Annotated in this window: 13 protein-coding genes; 7 read left to right on the top strand and 6 right to left on the bottom strand. The window is 72.7% G+C overall.

The genetic code is table 11. The annotated features are described in order from the left end of the window. Nucleotides 1-17: 17 nt before the first annotated feature. The 4 genes from OG897_RS04335 to OG897_RS04320 all read left to right on the top strand — a co-directional run bounded on the left by OG897_RS04335 (nucleotide 18) and on the right by OG897_RS04320 (nucleotide 3900). Nucleotides 18-785 (top strand): HAD family phosphatase, encoded by a 768-nt coding sequence (locus OG897_RS04335; RefSeq protein ID WP_266653008.1) that lies wholly within the window; start codon nucleotides 18-20, stop codon nucleotides 783-785. After that, nucleotides 778-2274: a sugar MFS transporter gene (locus OG897_RS04330; RefSeq protein ID WP_266653007.1), complete on the top strand. Its 1497-nt coding sequence runs from the start codon at nucleotides 778-780 to the stop codon at nucleotides 2272-2274. The genes OG897_RS04335 and OG897_RS04330 overlap by 8 nt, the downstream gene beginning before the upstream one ends. Nucleotides 2275-2363: 89 nt before the next feature. Further along, entirely contained in the window at nucleotides 2364-2822 is a 459-nt protein-coding gene (locus OG897_RS04325; RefSeq protein WP_266653006.1) for a hypothetical protein, read from the top strand. A gap of 175 nt (nucleotides 2823-2997) precedes the next feature. Beyond that, complete coding sequence (locus OG897_RS04320; protein ID WP_266653005.1) at nucleotides 2998-3900, top strand: D-alanyl-D-alanine carboxypeptidase family protein; 903 nt, start codon at nucleotides 2998-3000, stop codon at nucleotides 3898-3900. A 79-nt stretch (nucleotides 3901-3979) separates the two neighbouring features. Here OG897_RS04320 and OG897_RS04315 read toward each other — a convergent pair whose 3' ends face one another. The 4 genes from OG897_RS04315 to OG897_RS04300 form a co-directional block, all read right to left on the bottom strand. Continuing rightward, nucleotides 3980-5146: a serine hydrolase domain-containing protein gene (locus tag OG897_RS04315; protein WP_266653004.1), complete on the bottom strand. Its 1167-nt coding sequence runs from the start codon at nucleotides 5144-5146 to the stop codon at nucleotides 3980-3982. 589 nt (nucleotides 5147-5735) lie between these two features. Further along, on the bottom strand, nucleotides 5736-6485 hold the full coding sequence (locus OG897_RS04310; RefSeq protein ID WP_266653003.1) for an energy-coupling factor ABC transporter ATP-binding protein: 750 nt from the start codon (nucleotides 6483-6485) through the stop codon (nucleotides 5736-5738). Continuing rightward, nucleotides 6482-7249 (bottom strand): cobalt ECF transporter T component CbiQ, encoded by a 768-nt coding sequence (cbiQ, locus tag OG897_RS04305; RefSeq protein WP_266653002.1) that lies wholly within the window; start codon nucleotides 7247-7249, stop codon nucleotides 6482-6484. The genes OG897_RS04310 and cbiQ overlap by 4 nt, the downstream gene beginning before the upstream one ends. Nucleotide 7250: 1 nt before the next feature. Continuing rightward, complete coding sequence (locus OG897_RS04300) at nucleotides 7251-8318, bottom strand: energy-coupling factor ABC transporter permease (protein ID WP_266653001.1); 1068 nt, start codon at nucleotides 8316-8318, stop codon at nucleotides 7251-7253. A gap of 221 nt (nucleotides 8319-8539) precedes the next feature. On the opposite strand from OG897_RS04300, the gene OG897_RS04295 reads away from it, so the two are divergent. The 3 genes from OG897_RS04295 to OG897_RS04285 all read left to right on the top strand — a co-directional run bounded on the left by OG897_RS04295 (nucleotide 8540) and on the right by OG897_RS04285 (nucleotide 13563). After that, nucleotides 8540-8974 (top strand): SsgA family sporulation/cell division regulator, encoded by a 435-nt coding sequence (locus OG897_RS04295; RefSeq protein WP_266653000.1) that lies wholly within the window; start codon nucleotides 8540-8542, stop codon nucleotides 8972-8974. A 71-nt stretch (nucleotides 8975-9045) separates the two neighbouring features. Further along, nucleotides 9046-12438: a S41 family peptidase gene (locus tag OG897_RS04290; RefSeq protein ID WP_266652999.1), complete on the top strand. Its 3393-nt coding sequence runs from the start codon at nucleotides 9046-9048 to the stop codon at nucleotides 12436-12438. A 702-nt stretch (nucleotides 12439-13140) separates the two neighbouring features. Next, complete coding sequence (locus OG897_RS04285; RefSeq protein WP_266652998.1) at nucleotides 13141-13563, top strand: hypothetical protein; 423 nt, start codon at nucleotides 13141-13143, stop codon at nucleotides 13561-13563. 42 nt (nucleotides 13564-13605) lie between these two features. Here the strand turns inward: OG897_RS04285 and OG897_RS04280 are convergent, their stop codons facing one another. Then, nucleotides 13606-14484, bottom strand: a complete 879-nt coding sequence (locus OG897_RS04280) for an SDR family oxidoreductase (RefSeq protein ID WP_266652997.1) — start codon at nucleotides 14482-14484, stop codon at nucleotides 13606-13608. After that, the gene (locus OG897_RS04275; RefSeq protein ID WP_266652996.1) at nucleotides 14481-15386 is read right to left on the bottom strand and encodes an alpha/beta fold hydrolase; all 906 of its coding nucleotides are present in this window, start codon (nucleotides 15384-15386) and stop codon (nucleotides 14481-14483) included. The genes OG897_RS04280 and OG897_RS04275 overlap by 4 nt, the downstream gene beginning before the upstream one ends. Between the last annotated feature and the right edge of the window lie 30 nt (nucleotides 15387-15416).

Genomic DNA, 15416 nt, shown 5'->3' with positions numbered 1-15416 from the left:
TGTGAGAGGGGAAGCCCATGACCGAGCCCGTGACCGAGCCCGTGACCCAGCCAGCGACCGAGCCCGTGACCGAGTCATCCGCGCGCTACGCCGTCGACGGCGTGGTGTTCGACATGGACGGCGTGATCATCGATTCACGACCCGTCATCGAGAACGCCTGGCGGGAGGTGGCCCGTCGGCACGAAGTCGCCCTGGATCCGGCCACGTTCGAGCATTACGTGCACGGGCGCACCGGCGCGGAGACGGTGCGGGCCCTCTTCCCCGACCACAGCCACGACCAGCGGATGGCCCTGTGGAAGGAGGTCGACCAGATCGAGGAAGAGGCCGCGTACGAGGCGATCGACGGCGTCTGCGCCTTCGTCCGGGCCCTCGACGGCCTGGGGGTCCGCCTCGCGCTGGCGACCAGCAGCTGGCCCCGCAAGATCGACAACGCCCTCGGCGGGCTCGGCCTGGCGGATGCCTTCGCCGTACGGATCACCAGGGACGACGTGTCCCGGGGCAAGCCCCACCCCGAGCCCTATCTGGCGGCGGCCGACGCGCTGGGCATCCCGGCCCCGCGCCTGCTGGTCTTCGAGGACTCGACCAGCGGCGTGCGGTCGGCCACGGCCGCCGGGGCGATCACGGTGGGCATCGGCGCGGCGAACCTCACCGAGGTGGGCGCGGCGACGACCGTGGCCGACTTCACCCCGCTGAAGGCCGTCCACGAGCCGACGGGCACGGTACGGCTGGAAGGCACTTCGGCGGAGATCGGGATCGCGCTGCTCGGGGAGCGTACGGATGCATGACGCCAGGGGCGACGACGGCACGGGCACGACCACGGGAAGGGGCGCGGGGAGCGGGACGGGAGCGGGGAGCGGGACGGGAGCGGGGACCGGGACGGGAGCGGGGACCGGGACGGGAGCGGGCGCGGGGACCGGGACGGGCGCGGGGACCGGGACGGGCGCGGGCACCGGGACGGGCGCGGGCACCGGCACGGGCGCGGGCACCGGCACGGGCGCGGGCACCGGCACGGACAAGGGCACCGACACCGACTTACCCTCCCCCGCCTCCACCTCCACCTCCCCCACTCTTCCCGCCCCCCTCCCCGTCCTCTCCCGCTCAACCACCCTGTCCGCGTTCAGCCTCTTCTTCACCCTCGGTGCCACCACCGCGTCACTCGGCGCCTCCCTCCCCCTCCTCACCGAGCACTTCGGCGGCGGACACGACGTCAGCCGCATCGTCACCTGGTACAACCTCGGCGCGCTCGTCGCCGTGGCGGTCCTCGGGGCCCTCGGCCGCAGGCTCCCGCCCCGCGCCGCCACGGGCGCCCTGCTCGCGCTCTTCGTCGCCGGGGCCGGGGGCATGGCCGCCGCCCCCACCTGGTCCGTCTTCGCGGTGTCCGGGGCCGTCTGCGGCAGCGGCTACGGCGGGCTGGCCCTGATGCTGAACACGGCGTTCGCCCAGGGCTTCGCCGACAACAGCGTCGTCATGGTCAACCGGCTCAACGCGGTGTTCGGCGTCGGAGCCATCCTCGGCCCGATGGGCGTCAGCGCGGTCGGCGGCTGGAACATCCAGCTGTTCCCGCTCATCGCCGGACTGCTGGCCCTGGCCTGTGTCATGGCGTACCGCTCCGGAGCCGCGCTCTCCGCTCCGCCGCGCCCGCCGAAGGACCCCGAGGGGCAGGTCACAGGCAAGGACGGACTCACCCGGATCCGGCTGGGCGTCTTCCTCGCGGTCGGTCTGCTGTACGCGGGCCTGGAGACCAGCATCGGAGCCTGGCAGTCCACCCAACTGGTGTGGAGCGGCTGGAGCGAGGCGTCCGCCGCGCAGGCCGGGGCCGGGTTCTGGGGCGGCATCGCGCTCGGCAGGCTGATCATCCCGTACTTGGCCCAGCGCCTGCCCGTACGCCTGGCCATCCCGCTGTATCTGGCGACGGCGTTGGGCGGCCTGCTGGCGGCTGCCGTCCCGCACGCGGCGGTGTTCGCCTACCCGTTGGCAGGCATCGCCCTGGCGCCCATCCTCCCCACCCTCATCACCTGGATCTCCCGCCTCGCGGCGGTGCCCCAGCGGGCGACGTCCCTGCTCACCCTGTCGTGCATGCTCGGCAACACCGTGGTCCCCGCGGGCATGGCTCTGACCACCCGGGCCGCCCAGCCCGCGACGGTCGCGCTGTCGCTCGCCTCGGTGTGCGCGCTCTGCCTGGGCGCCGCGCTGGTCGCCCACCGGCTCACGGCGGAACGCCGCCCGACGACGACGGAGGCTGCCGCTCCAAAAGCCGAGCCGGTGAGGCCGTAGCACCGCCCGCCGGGCAGCGCGGCCCGGAACCCGTCACCGCCTCGGGCAGCCTCCTCCCCAAGCCCCCACCCCGTCGTTACGCTCCCCGCATGACGCCCACACCGCGCTCCCGCCGCAGCCCTCTCGCCGCCGCCGCGCTGCTCGTCTCGGCCGCCCTGCTGGCCACCGGCTGCACCCTGTCCGGCGCCTCGGACGGCCCCGGCTCTCCCGGCGGGGACGGGCAGGCGGTCCCCGCCTACTACTCCCGTACGACGACGATCGACGCGACCCCGCCGAAGGCCGCCGCCGAACGCGGCGAGCGGTTCCGCGAGGACGGCGGCGAGACGTACGTGCGGGGAATCGACAGCGAGGCTACCGAGGAGAAGGTGCCGCGCGTGATCGTGTGGACGGACCGGGCAGACAATCTCGGCGAGGACTTCGACGCGTTCAAGGTGACGCTCGTGGACTACCTGCGGGAGAGCGAGGGCTTCAAGGCTCCGGAGGGCTACCTGCTCGACATGTACGGCGCGAAGGGAAACCTGCTGCACCGCCTCGACGCACGCACATGAGCGCCCCGCACGTGAGCGCCCCGCGTGAGGCTCCACGATTCCGGCCCGTAACCCATTCAGGTTGAGAAAAGGTAAAGACTGCGTCCGCGCCACATCCATTTACCCTTCACAGGCGTCACACGTGCAGGCGGCCTCCTCATGCGGCCCCCCATTAAGGGTATTTGGAGCATCCACGTTGAAAACTGGAATCAAGGCGATCTGTCGCATAACGGCGACTCTCGTCACCGCCGGGTCGGTCGTGACCGCCGGAGCGCTCGTCGCTCCGGCCGCTCAGGCGGCTCCGGCCGCGGCTCCCAAGGTGCCGTCGATCGTCGCCAAGGGCGGCTTCCTGATGGACAGCGCCTCGGGGCGCACGTACTTCTCGAAGGCCGGTGACACCCGGCTCTCCACCGGTTCGACGACCAAGATCATGACCGCCCAGGTGGTGCTCTCCACCAAGGGCGTGAACCTGGACTCGAAGGTCACGATCCAGAAGGCGTACAGCGACTACATCGTCAGCAAGGGCGCGTCGTCGGCGCGGCTGATCGTGGGCGACAAGGTCTCGGTGCGGTCGCTGCTGTACGGGCTGATGCTGCCGTCGGGCTGCGACGCGGCGTACGCGCTGGCGGACAAGTTCGGGTCGGGCAAGACCCGGGACGCGCGGGTCAGGTCGTTCATCGGGAAGATGAACACGACCGCGAAGAGCCTCGGGATGAAGAACACGAGGTTCGACTCGTTCGACGGCATCGGCAACGGCGCGAACTACTCGACGCCGCGCGACCTCTCGAAGCTCGCGACGGCGGCGCTGAAGAACGGCAACTTCCGGACGATCGTCAAGACGAGGTCGACGACGCAGCGGACCACCACCAAGAGCGGTGGCTACCGCGACATGAAGTGGACCAACACCAACAAGCTGCTCGGCAGCTACAACGGTGCGATCGGCGTGAAGACGGGCTCCGGCAAGCAGGCGAAGTACTGCCTGGTCTTCGCGGCGACGCGCGGCAAGCGGACCGTGGTCGGCGCCGTGCTGGCTTCGTCCAACGAGGCGAACCGTACGGCGGACGCGAAGAAGATCATGGACTACGGCTTCAAGCGGTAGCCGTGAGGGCACGAGGGAGGGGCCGTCCGTGACCACGGGCGGCCCCTCCCCCCTTTCCGCCGCTCACACGCTCACACGCTCACACCCGCCCCAGACACTTCCGTATGGCGGCGATCAGGGCGAGCGCCCGAGGATCGGCCGTAACTCCCTTGCGGAGGCCGTTGGTCACGTACCCGAGGGCGATGCCCGTCTCGGGATCGGCGAAGCCCAGCGATCCGCCGCGGCCGGGATGGCCGAAGGAGCCGGGGCCGAGGAGCGGCGACGCCGACCCGTGCAGCATGAAGCCGAGCCCGAAGCGGGTGTTGACGACCAGGACCCGATCGGGTCCCGCGGATTCCTCGGTACGGGCGAGGGTGAGGGTCGCGGGCGCGAACAGGCGGGGCCCGGCGTCGACCGGACCCATCATCGCGGCGTAACACCGGGCGAGGGCGCGGGCGGTGGAGATGGCGCCGGACGCGGGGAGTTCGGCGGCGCGGTAGGCGGGGTCGTTCTCGTCGGGGAGCGGGTCGATGGCTCCGAACGCGCGGCGGGTGAGGGAGTGCGGGTCGGCGTACGCCTCGGACACGGCGCGCTTGGGGCGGAGCTTGAGGCCCCCCTCGGCCGGAGGCTCCTCGACGGGCGCGAGCCGCCCCACCCGGTGCGCCTCCTCCTCCGGCAGACCTATCCAGAAGTCGAGGCCGAGCGGGCGGGCGATCTCCTCGGCGACCCAGCGGCCGATGGTGCGGCCGGTGACGCGGCGGACGAGTTCGGCGACGAGGAAGCTGTACGTCTGGGCGTGGTAGCCGTGGTCGGTGCCCGGCTCCCAGGCGGGGGCCTGAGCGGCGACGGCGCGGGCCCCCGACGCGCCGTCACATGCTTCGGCGGGGGTCAGGGGCCGGTCCAGCACGGGCAGTCCTGCCCGATGGGACAGCAGATGCCGTACGAGTACGCGCTCCTTGCCCGCGGCCTTGAAGGCGGGCCAGTACGTGCCGACGGGGGCATCGAGGTCGATCTGGCCACGCTGGTGGAGGAGGAGCGGCACGGCTGCCGCGATCCCCTTCCCGGCGGACCGCACCACTTGGGCGGTGTCGAGGGCCCAGGGGACGGTGCCGTCGACGTCGCGGGTGCCGCCCCAGAGATCCACGACCTTGTGACCGTGGAGGTAGACGGCGACGGCGGCACCGCGCTCGCCCCTGGCTTGGAAGTTGCGGAGGAAGGCGTCCTTGACGGGCTCGAACCCGGCGACCGTTGTGCCTTGGACGTCCACGGGGGTGCTCCGCTTCCTGGGGGTTGGGGGCGGTGGGTGTACTGGACACCATGGTGCCGGGTGGGACGGGGAGGACGCAGTTGGGGCCCCTTGATCGGCCGGACGCGGGACCACATCACTGTGCGGCTCCACCGCGCGTACGCTCCCGGCTCGCAGAGGCTGCGGAGCATGCCCTTAGGGGCGCGGGGAACTGCGCGCCCAGCCCCCACGCACCCGCACATCCAAACCCCAAGCCTCGCGAGTTTAGGTGAAGGATGGGGTCTCCCCTGCTCGAACGAAGTTGAGAGCTTGGGGAAGGGTCTGGGGCGGCCCGCCGCAGGCGCACCGGGGTGCGGCGCACCCATCGGGCGGGGTAACAGCGGGCGGCACCGGGGTGGGCCCGGAGCGAGGGGGGCCGCCCCCTTGCCCGCCCGTTCCGCCCCCGGGGGGCGGCCCCGCCGCCCAAGGAGGCTCGGCGGAAGCGGAGCCCAAGGGGGCGAGGCGGAGGCGGAGGGGGCTGGGCGCAGCCCGAGGGGGCTGGGTGGGGCCCGGAGGGGTTGGGTGGGGCCCGGAGGGGCTGAGCGGGGCCCGGAGGGGTTGGGGGGAGGGGTTAGGGGAGGGGGGATGAGGCGGGGTTGAAGCCGAAGGGGAGTTCCAGGCGGTGGGTGCGCATCAGGCCCGAGTCCAGGAGGAGTTCCTGGGTCGGGGCGTCCGCGACCACCACCCCCTCGCTGAGAATCACCGCCCGAGGGCACAACTCCAGCGCATACGGCAGATCATGCGTGACCATGAGCACCGTCACATCCAACCCCCGCAAAATATCCGCGAGTTCCCGCCGCGACGCCGGGTCGAGATTCGACGACGGCTCGTCCAGCACCAGAATCTCCGGCCGCATCGCCAGCACCGTCGCCACCGCCACCCTCCTCCGCTGCCCGAACGACAGATGGTGCGGAGCCCGGTCCGCGTAAGCCTCCATCCCCACCCGCTCCAGCGCCTCCCGCACGCACGACTCCAGCGCGGCCCCCCGCAGCCCGGCCGCCGCAGGGCCGAACGCCACGTCCTCCCGGACCGTCGGCATGAACAGCTGGTCGTCGGGGTCCTGGAAGACGATGCCGACCCGCCGCCGGATCTCCGCCAAGTGACGCTTGACGACCGGCAGTCCATCAACTTCCACCACCCCCGCCCCCGCCGTCAGGATCCCGTTCAGGTGGAGGACCAGGGTGGTCTTCCCCGCCCCGTTCGGCCCGAGAAGTGCGACCCGCTCCCCCTTCTCGACCCTCAGGTCCACCCCGAACAGCGCCTGGTGCCCGTCCGGATAGGCATACGCGAGCCCTTTCACGGCCAACGAAGCAACGCTCACAGCACCCACACCCATCCCGTCAGACACACCAGCAGCGCAGCCCCCGGCAGCGCCCCGGCCCGAACCCACTGTTCCCGTGACGCCTCGGCGTCGTCCAGTACCGGCATCACCCCGGTGTACCCCCTGCTCACCATCGCCAGATGCACCCGTTCCCCCCTCTCGTACGACCGGATGAACAAGGCCCCGGCCGTCTTCGCCAGCACCCCCCACTGCCGTACGCCCCGCGCCTCGAAGCCCCGGGACCGCCGGGCGATGGACATCCGCTTCAGCTCACCGGCGATGACGTCCCCGTACCGGATCATGAACGTCGCGATCTGCACCAGCAGCGACGGCAGCCTCAACTTCTGCAATCCGTAGAGCAGTTCACGCAGCTCCGTCGTCGAAGCGAGCAGTACGGACGCCGCCACCCCCAGCGTCCCCTTCGCCAGGATGTTGAAGGCCCCCCACAGCCCCGGCACGCTCACCGAGACCCCCGCGACCTCCACCCGCTCGCCCTCCGCCACGAACGGCATCAGTACGGCGAAGGCCACGAACGGCACCTCGACGAGCATCCGGGTCAGCACATGACGGGCCGGGACCCCGGCCGCGTACGCGACGGCCGCGAGCAGCACGGCGTACGCCCCGAAAGCCCACACGGCCTCCCGGGGCGTCGAGACGACGACCACCACGAAGCCGAACACGGCGACGAGTTTGCAGTGCGGCGGCAGCGCGTGCACGGGGCTGTGGCCCTGCCGGTAGAGCGCGTGGGCGTGACCGGCGCCCATGTCAGGCGTCGACCCGTGCGGCGCCTGAATCGGAAGCGGACTCGGCACGCCGCCTGCGCACCGCCCAGAAGACCCCGCTGCCGACCGCCACGGTCACGCCGACCCCGATGACCCCGGCGAGCCCGCTCGACAGCGAGCCCTCGCCGAGGGCCTTGACGGTGTAGTCGGCGAGCGGCGAGTCCTCGGCGGCGTGCGGCTTCGCACCCTTGTCGATGCCCTGGTCGGCGGCGACCTTCTCCAGCCCGTCGGGGCTGGTGGAGGCGTAGAGGGAGACGAACCCGGCGAGGGCGAGCGCGGAGACCAGCCCGACCCCCCAGAAGCGGCGCGCGGACCGGGCGGCGACCGGAACGGCGGCCGTGCCGGAAGCCGGAGCCGGGGCGTCCACCAGCTCACCCCCCACCCGCAGCTTCAGCGGCGCGCCGATCCCCCGCGCCCCGAACACCAGGTCCGGCCGGACCGCCAGCACCGCGCCGACGGTGAGCGCGGTGATCGCGGCCTCGCCGACGCCGATCAGGACGTGTACGCCGACCATGGCGGTCAGCACCTTCCCGACGGGGACCTCGGTCGTCCCGCCGAGCGCGTACAGGAGGGTGAAGAAGGCGGCAGCGGCGGGCACCGACACGAGCGCGGCGACGAAGGCCGACGCCGTGACCGTGCGCCGCCGCCGGGGGAGAACCTTCACGAGGCCGCGGAAGATCCCGTACGAGACGAGGACGGTCACGACGCCCATGGTCGTGATGTTCACGCCGAGCGCGGTGAGGCCGCCGTCCGCGAACAGCACGCCCTGCATCAGGAGGACGACCGCTATGCAGAGGATTCCGGTCCAGGGCCCGACGAGTATCGCGGCCAGGGCCCCGCCCAGGAGGTGCCCGCTCGTCCCGGCCGCGACGGGGAAGTTCAGCATCTGCACCGCGAAGACGAACGCGGCGACGAGGCCCGCGAGGGGCGCCGCCCGCTCGTCGCTGAGCTCGCGGCGGGCTCCGCGCAGGCTGAGCCCGACGGCGGCGACGGCGGCGGCTCCCGCCGCCACGGAGACGGGGGCGTTGATGAATCCGTCGGGGACATGCATGGCGGAACTCCCGGGTTCGAACCGCTACGGAGCGTTCAGGGCGGACAACCGTTCGATGATAGGGAGTTATTGCAAAGGCGTCGCAAAAGCCCCCTGCCCATAACTACCCCTCGCAAGCAGCACCCAAAGTCTCGACAATCACCTCCGGCAAAATATGGGACATTAGATGTCAATTGCCGCGAATGTGAGTGCTGCGTCCGTACGAGGTGAGGAGGCGGGCCATGTCCCGCACCGTTGAGGACCGTCCCCTCGGGGGCTCCGACGCTGAGAGCGCCGCCGCCGAGGCCACCGCCGCCGAGAGCGGTGCGCGGCCCGCCCTGGAGGTCCGGCTGCGCGCGAACCTCGTCACCGACGCCCCGGTCCCCACCCTCCTCCCCGTCCTCCTGCGCCACGCCCCGGCGGGCGACCGGCACACGGTGAGCATCGAGCTGCCGGTGCCGGGCCCGGGCGGCCCCGGCGAGGCCCGCCCCGCCTGGGCCTTCCCCCGCGCGCTCCTCGAAGCGGGGCTGCGCGCTCCCACCGAGCAGGGGGACGTACGGATCTGGCCGTGCGGGCGGGTGCAGGTGGTGCTGGAGCTGCACGCGGAACAGGGGGTGCTGCTGTTGCAGCTGGACAGCGCGCCACTGGTGCGGTTCCTGCGACGGACGTACGCCTGAGGGGCACGCCCCGCCCCAAAGATCCCGCCGTACGAGTTGCCGGGCCCCCCTGGCGCGGAAAGCATGAGGGCATGCGAGTGCCCACAGAGGAGTCCACCCAGGAATCCGCCCGGGAGTCCGCCCGGGAATCCGCCCGGGAATCCGCCCGGGAGCCCACCCCCGACCACCCCGCCCCCGCCTACCTCCGTTTCCCGCACCTCCACGGCGACACCCTCGCCTTCGTCGCCGAGGACGACCTCTGGGTGGCCCCCCTCGCCCCCGCCGGGCAGACCCCGGGCCGGGCCTGGCGGCTGACCGTGGACCGCACCCGGGTCGGGCACCCGCGCTTCTCCCCGGACGGGCGGCACCTCGCGTACACGACGTGGCGCAGCCTGGACCCCGAAATCCACGTGGTCCCCGTCGAAGGCGGCCCCTCGCGACGCCTCTCCTACTGGGGCTCGGTGGACGCCCGGGTCTGCGGCTGGACCCCGGACGGCCAGATCCTCGCCGTCTCCTCCCACGGCCAGCCCTTCTCGTACTTCTCCTGGGCCTACACCCTCCCCACGGACGGCAGCCCCGGCGGCAGGCTCCCCTGGGGCCCGGTCTCCGACCTCGCCGTCACGGACACCCTCCCCGACTGCACCGGCGAACGCCGCACGCTCCTCCTCACGGGCACTCCCCCGCACGAGCCCGCCGCCTGGAAGCGCTACCGGGGCGGCGCGACGGGCCGCCTGTGGCTGCACGGCGAACGCCTCCTCCCGGACCTGAACGGGCACCTGTCCTCGCCGATGTTCGTGGGCGACCGGATCGCGTTCCTCTCCGACCACGAGGGCGTGGGCAACCTCTACTCCTGCCGCCCCGACGGCTCCGACCTGCGCCGCCACACCGACCACGACGCCTTCTACGCCCGGCACGCGTCCGCCTCCGCCGACGGCACCCGCGTCGTCTACCAGTGCGCGGGCGACCTCTGGCTCGTCGACGACTTCTCGCCCACCGGGACCCCGCGCAAGCTGGACGTCCGCCTCGGCGGCCCCCGCACCGGCCGCCGCGCGTACCAGATCCCGGCGGCGGGCCACGTGGGCGGCCTCGCCGTCGACGCCACCGGACGGGCGAGCGCGGTCTCCGTCCGGGGCAGCCTGTACTGGCTGACCCACCGCGACGGCCCGGCCCGTACGATCGCGGACACGCCGGGGGTACGGGTCCGGCTCCCGGAGATGCTGGGCCCCAGCGGCCAGGTCGCCTTCGTCACGGACGCGGAGGGCGAGGACGCCGTCGAGATCGCGTACCTCCCCCGGGCGGCCGGGGCGGGGGGCGCGCGCCGCCTCGCCTCCGGCCAACTGGGCCGCGTGCACGAGCTGGTGGCGGACCCGGACGGCACGCGGATCGCCGTGGCCTCCCACGACGGCCGCCTCCTGATCCTCAACGTCACCGAGGGCGAGGAATCCCTCACCGAGGTGATCCGCTCCCTGAACGGCCCGGTCCGCGACCTGGCCTTCTCCCCCGACGGGGCGTGGCTGACCTGGTCGCACCCGGGCATCGGCCGCTCGCTGCGCCAGATCAAGATGGCGCGGATCCAGCCCAGGGAGGGCCAGGGAACGACGGGTGGCGCGACGACCCTCATCGTGGACGTCACCAACGGCCGCTTCGAGGACGAGAACCCCGTCTTCACCAGCGACGGCCGCTACCTCGCCTTCCTCTCCTGGCGCGGTTTCGACCCGGTGTACGACGTCCACACGGGCGACCTCTCCTTCCCTCTCGGCTGCCGCCCGTACCTCGTCCCCCTCTCCTCCGCGACCCCCTCCCCCTTCGCGCTCTCGCCCGACGGCCGCCCGGCGGCGGGCGGGCTGGACCCCGACGACGCCTCCGAAGGCGACGGAACGGTGACCGTCGAGGTCGAGGGCCTCGCGAACCGCGTCACCCCCTTCCCCGTGGCGGCCTCCAAGTACTCGTCCCTCTCCGCCGTGAGCGGGGGCGGCCTGGTCTGGCTGCGCTGGCCGATCTCCGGGGCCCTCGGCGAGACCTTCGCGAACCCCGCCGACACCTCGGGCCGCCCCACGCTGGAACACTTCGACCTCGCCAAGGCGCGTAAGACGGAACTGGCCGACGACCTCGAATGGTTCGCCATCAGCGGCGACGGCACGCGCCTGGTCATCGTCGAGGACGGCGAGATCCGCGCCGTCCCCGCCACGGAACGCGGCGACAACGACTCCACCGTCCACCTGGACCTGCGCCGCATCCTGCACGACGTGGATCCCGGCGCGGAGTGGCGCCAGTCCTACGCCGAAGCGGGCCGCATCATCAACTCCTACTTCTGGGAACCGGACATGGGCGGCATCGACTGGCCCGGAGTCCTCGACCAGTACCGCCCGCTCGTCGAACGGGTGGCCTCCCCCGACGAGTTCGCGGACCTGCTGCGCGAAGTGCTCGGCGAACTGGGCACGTCCCACGCGTACGTGGCCGCCGCCCGCCGCAACGAGGGCCCGCCGCACTACCAGCGCGCGATGGGCCTCCTGGGCGCGAACTTCTACGTCAAGGACGGCAATTGGACCGTCTCGCGCATCCTGCCGGGCGACTCGTCCGACTCGAAGGCCCGCTCGCCCCTCGCCGGTACGGGAATCCGGGTGGGCGCGATCCTCACCCATGTGGACGGCCGCCCGGTGGACCCGGTGGCGGGCCCCTTCCCGCTCCTCTCGGCCGCAGGCGGCACCACGGTCGAACTGACCTTCCTCCCGGAGGCCACCCCTCCCCAGGAGGTCCGCCCCCGCCGCATCGCGGTCGTACCCCTCGTCGACGAACGCCCGCTCCGCTATCAGGACTGGGTGGCCAAACGCCGCGAAGTCGTCCGGGACCTGAGCGGCGGCAAGTGCGGCTACCTCCACATCCCGGACATGGGCGGCTCGGGCTGGGCCCAGTTCAACCGGGACCTCCGCCTGGAGGTCTCCCGCCCGGCCCTGATCGTCGACGTACGCGGAAACGCGGGCGGCAACATCAGCGAGCTCGTCATCGAGAAGCTCACCCGCCGCATCCTCGGCTGGGACCTGACCCGCGACGCCCAACCCGTCTCCTACGCCTCCAACGCCCCCCGGGGCCCGGTCGTGGCCCTCGCCGACGAGGCGACCTCGTCCGACGGCGACATGATCACCGCCGCTTTCCGTCTGCTCTCGCTGGGCCCTGTGGTCGGCCAGCGCACGTGGGGCGGCGTGGTGGGCATGACCGGCCGCCACCCGCTCGGCGACGGCACGGTCATCACGGTCCCGATGAACGCGGCCTGGTTCGACGAATACGGCTGGGCCGTCGAAAACCACGGCGTCGCCCCGGACATCGAGGCCCTGCGCACCCCACTGGACTGGGCGGAAGGCCGCTACGCGGTCCTGGACGACGCGGTGAAGCTGGCCCTGGACCTCCTCGCGACGACCCCGGCGGCGGCCCCACCCGACTACTCCACCGTCCCCGACAAACGCCGCCCCCGACTCCCGCCCCGCTAGGTCCGCCCCTTGGGGGCGCGGGGCCGCATCACTGCGCGGCCCGGCCGCGCGTGCGCTCCCGGCTCCGCGAGGGCCTGCGTGGACGTGCCCCTTTAGGGGCGCGGGCCTGTGTCACTGTGCGGCTCCGCCGCGGGTGCGCTCCCGGCTCCGCTGGGGCTGTTAGGGGCGCGGGGAACTGCGCGCCCAGCCCCCACGCACCCGCACATCCGAACCCCAAGCCTCGCGAGTTTAGGTGAAGGATGGGGTCTCCCCTGCTCGAACGAAGTTGAGAGCTTGGGGAAGGGTCTGGGGCGGCCCGCCGCAGGCGCACCGGGGTGCGGCGCACCCATGGGGCGAGGTAACGGCGGGCGGCACCGGGGCGGGCCCGGAGCGAGAGGGGCCGCCCCCTTGCCCGCCCGTTCCGCCCCCGGGGGGCGGCCCCGCCGCCCAAGGGGACGAGGCGGAGGCGGAGGGGGCTGGCCCCGCCGCCCAAGGAGGCTAGGGAAGCGGAGCCCGAGGGGGCTAGGCGGAGGCGGAGCCCAAGGGGCGGCGCCGGGGCGGGCGCCTTGCTGGGGGTGCGGGTCCCGTCGAGACGTACGCCCCTTACCTAGCAGGTAATTGAGGCAATTCCCGCCCCTGCATACCTTTCAGGAGCGGACGGCGGCCACGCACAGGTCGCCGTCCGCACCCCCCAACTCCTGTATGCACGAAGGGAATTCGACAGTGGCCACGACGCAGTACGACGACCTGACCTCCTCCGCGAGGACCGCCGCACCCGACGGTTTCGCCCGGCTCGCGCTCAAGCTGGACGCAGCGGTCACCGGCCTCAACGGCATCGCCTACCTGGGCCTCGCCACGACCCTCGAATCCTGGTTCGGCGTCACGACGGCGGTCCAGTACCCGGTCGGGGCGTTCCTGCTCCTCTACGCACTGGGAGTGCTGGCCGCCGGTACGCGCAAGGACGTCAGCCGCACGGCTCTGGCCGCCGTCATCGCGGCCAACCTGCTGTGGGTCGTGCTCAGTCTGGCGGTGGCGATCTCCGGCACGCTGTCCCCGACCGGCGTCGGCACGGCCTGGATCGTGCTCCAGGCCCTGACGGTCGGCGGGTTCGCCGCGCTCCAGTACGTCGGCCTGAAGCGGTTGTGACCCCGGGGTGGGGCCCACCAAGCCCCACCCCTCGGTCGGTCCCTACACCCCCACGCCCCGCGTCGACTCGTCCGCCGCGCCCCCCGCGCCCACGAGGCCCTTGCTCACTCCCTCCAGGCGCGGTGCGAAGCGGCGCATCTCGCGCTGGCCGACCGTTCCGATGACCCCGGGCAGGTAGCCGCGCACCGACTGCATCCCGCGCAGCCACCACTGCGCGTACACGTGGTGCGAGCGGCGTTCGATGCCCGCGACGATGCGGTCCACGGCCGGGCCCAGCGGGTACGTCCGGTTGGACGGCCACGGGAGGCGCTGGCGCAGTTCGCGCATGACGTCGTCCTGGTCCGCGCCGCGCACCATGTCCGTGTCGGTCCACGAGAAATAGCCGACGCCCACCCGCACTCCCCGGTAGCCGACCTCGGCCCGCAGGCAGTGCGCGAACGCCTCGACGCCCGACTTCGAGGCGCAGTACGCGCTCATCATCGGGGCCGGGGTGATCGCGGCGAGGGAGGCGATCTGGAGGAAGTAGCCCCGGCTCTCCATCAGTACGGGGAGGAAGGCGCGGGCGGTGACGGCTCCGCCCACCAGGTTGACCTCGATGACCCGCCGCCACGCCTCCGGGTCGGAGTCGATGAAGGGGCCCCCGGACGCCACGCCCGCGTTCGCGACGACGATGTCGACCTTCCCGAAGCGCTCCTTCACCTCCTCCGCCACGCGCGCCATCGCCTCGTGGTCCGTGACGTCCGCGTACCACCAGTCGCTCTCGGTGTGCAGCCGCCCGGTGACGTCCTTCAGCAGCTCCGGCTCCAGGCCGACCAGGGCGATGTTCGCCCCGCGCGCGGAGAGTTTGCGGGCGAGCAGTTCGCCCACGCCCCGGGCCCCGCCCGTGACGACCGCGACCTGTCCCTCAAGGCTGTAGCTCATGCGACTTCCTCCTGTTGTTCCGCGCCCACCACGTACTCCGTGACCAACTGCCGGATCTTCCCGCTCACGGCCTCCGGTGCCTCCACCGGCGACATGTGCCCCACCCCGGCGAGCAGGGTCAGCCCCAGCGACCGGCGCAGCGACGCCTCGATCTCCCGGGCGAGCTTGGGCGGCGTGAGCCGGTCGTCCGTGCCCGCGATCACGGCCACCGGCACCGCCAACTCCCTTACCCGGGAGGCGATATCGAGTTCCGCGAGTACGTGCGACCAGCCGACCCGCACCCCCTTCGGGCACGCGTGCACGATCCGCGCGCACGCCGCGACCCGGTCCGGGGCCGCCCCGCGCCCCATCGTGGCGTACTTGAGGAACACCTTGGAGACGGGCGTGACCGGGCCCAGCGGGGCCTTCGCGCCCAGCACGGACCGCGTCAGGCGGGTCCGCAGCCGCCCCGCCCGCAGCGGCACCACCAGCGCCTCCGCGACCAGGCGCGAACTGCCCGTGCTGCACAGCAGTACCGCCGCCGCGTGCTCGGCAACCCCGGGCCGCCCGGCGGCTGCCATGATCGTCATGCCGCCCATGGAGTGCCCGGCGACGACCGCCTTCTCCCCGGGTGCGAGGGTCGCGGCGAGCACGGCCTCCAGGTCGTCGGCGAGACCTTCCGCGGAGTACGCGGCGGAGGCCGGTGAGCGGCCGTGACCCCGCTGGTCGTACGCGATGACCCGGAAGTCCCGGGAGAGGTCCCGGATCTGGGCGTCCCAGAAGCCGATCGAGCACGTCCAGCCGTGCGCCAGCACGACCGGGGGCGCGTCCTCCGCCCCGTACACCTCGACGTGGAGCCGCGCGCCGTCGGCGGAGGTGACGGTCAACTCCCGCAGATCCAGGCAGTGTTCCCCTACGTCCACGCCGTGCCCCCTTACGCCAAGCCCGCGTTC

This window comes from Streptomyces sp. NBC_00237 (assembly GCF_026342435.1).
GTDB lineage: Bacteria > Actinomycetota > Actinomycetes > Streptomycetales > Streptomycetaceae > Streptomyces.
The sequence above is the reverse complement of the archived record's forward strand: the minus strand, read 5'-3'. Positions and strand labels throughout refer to the sequence as shown.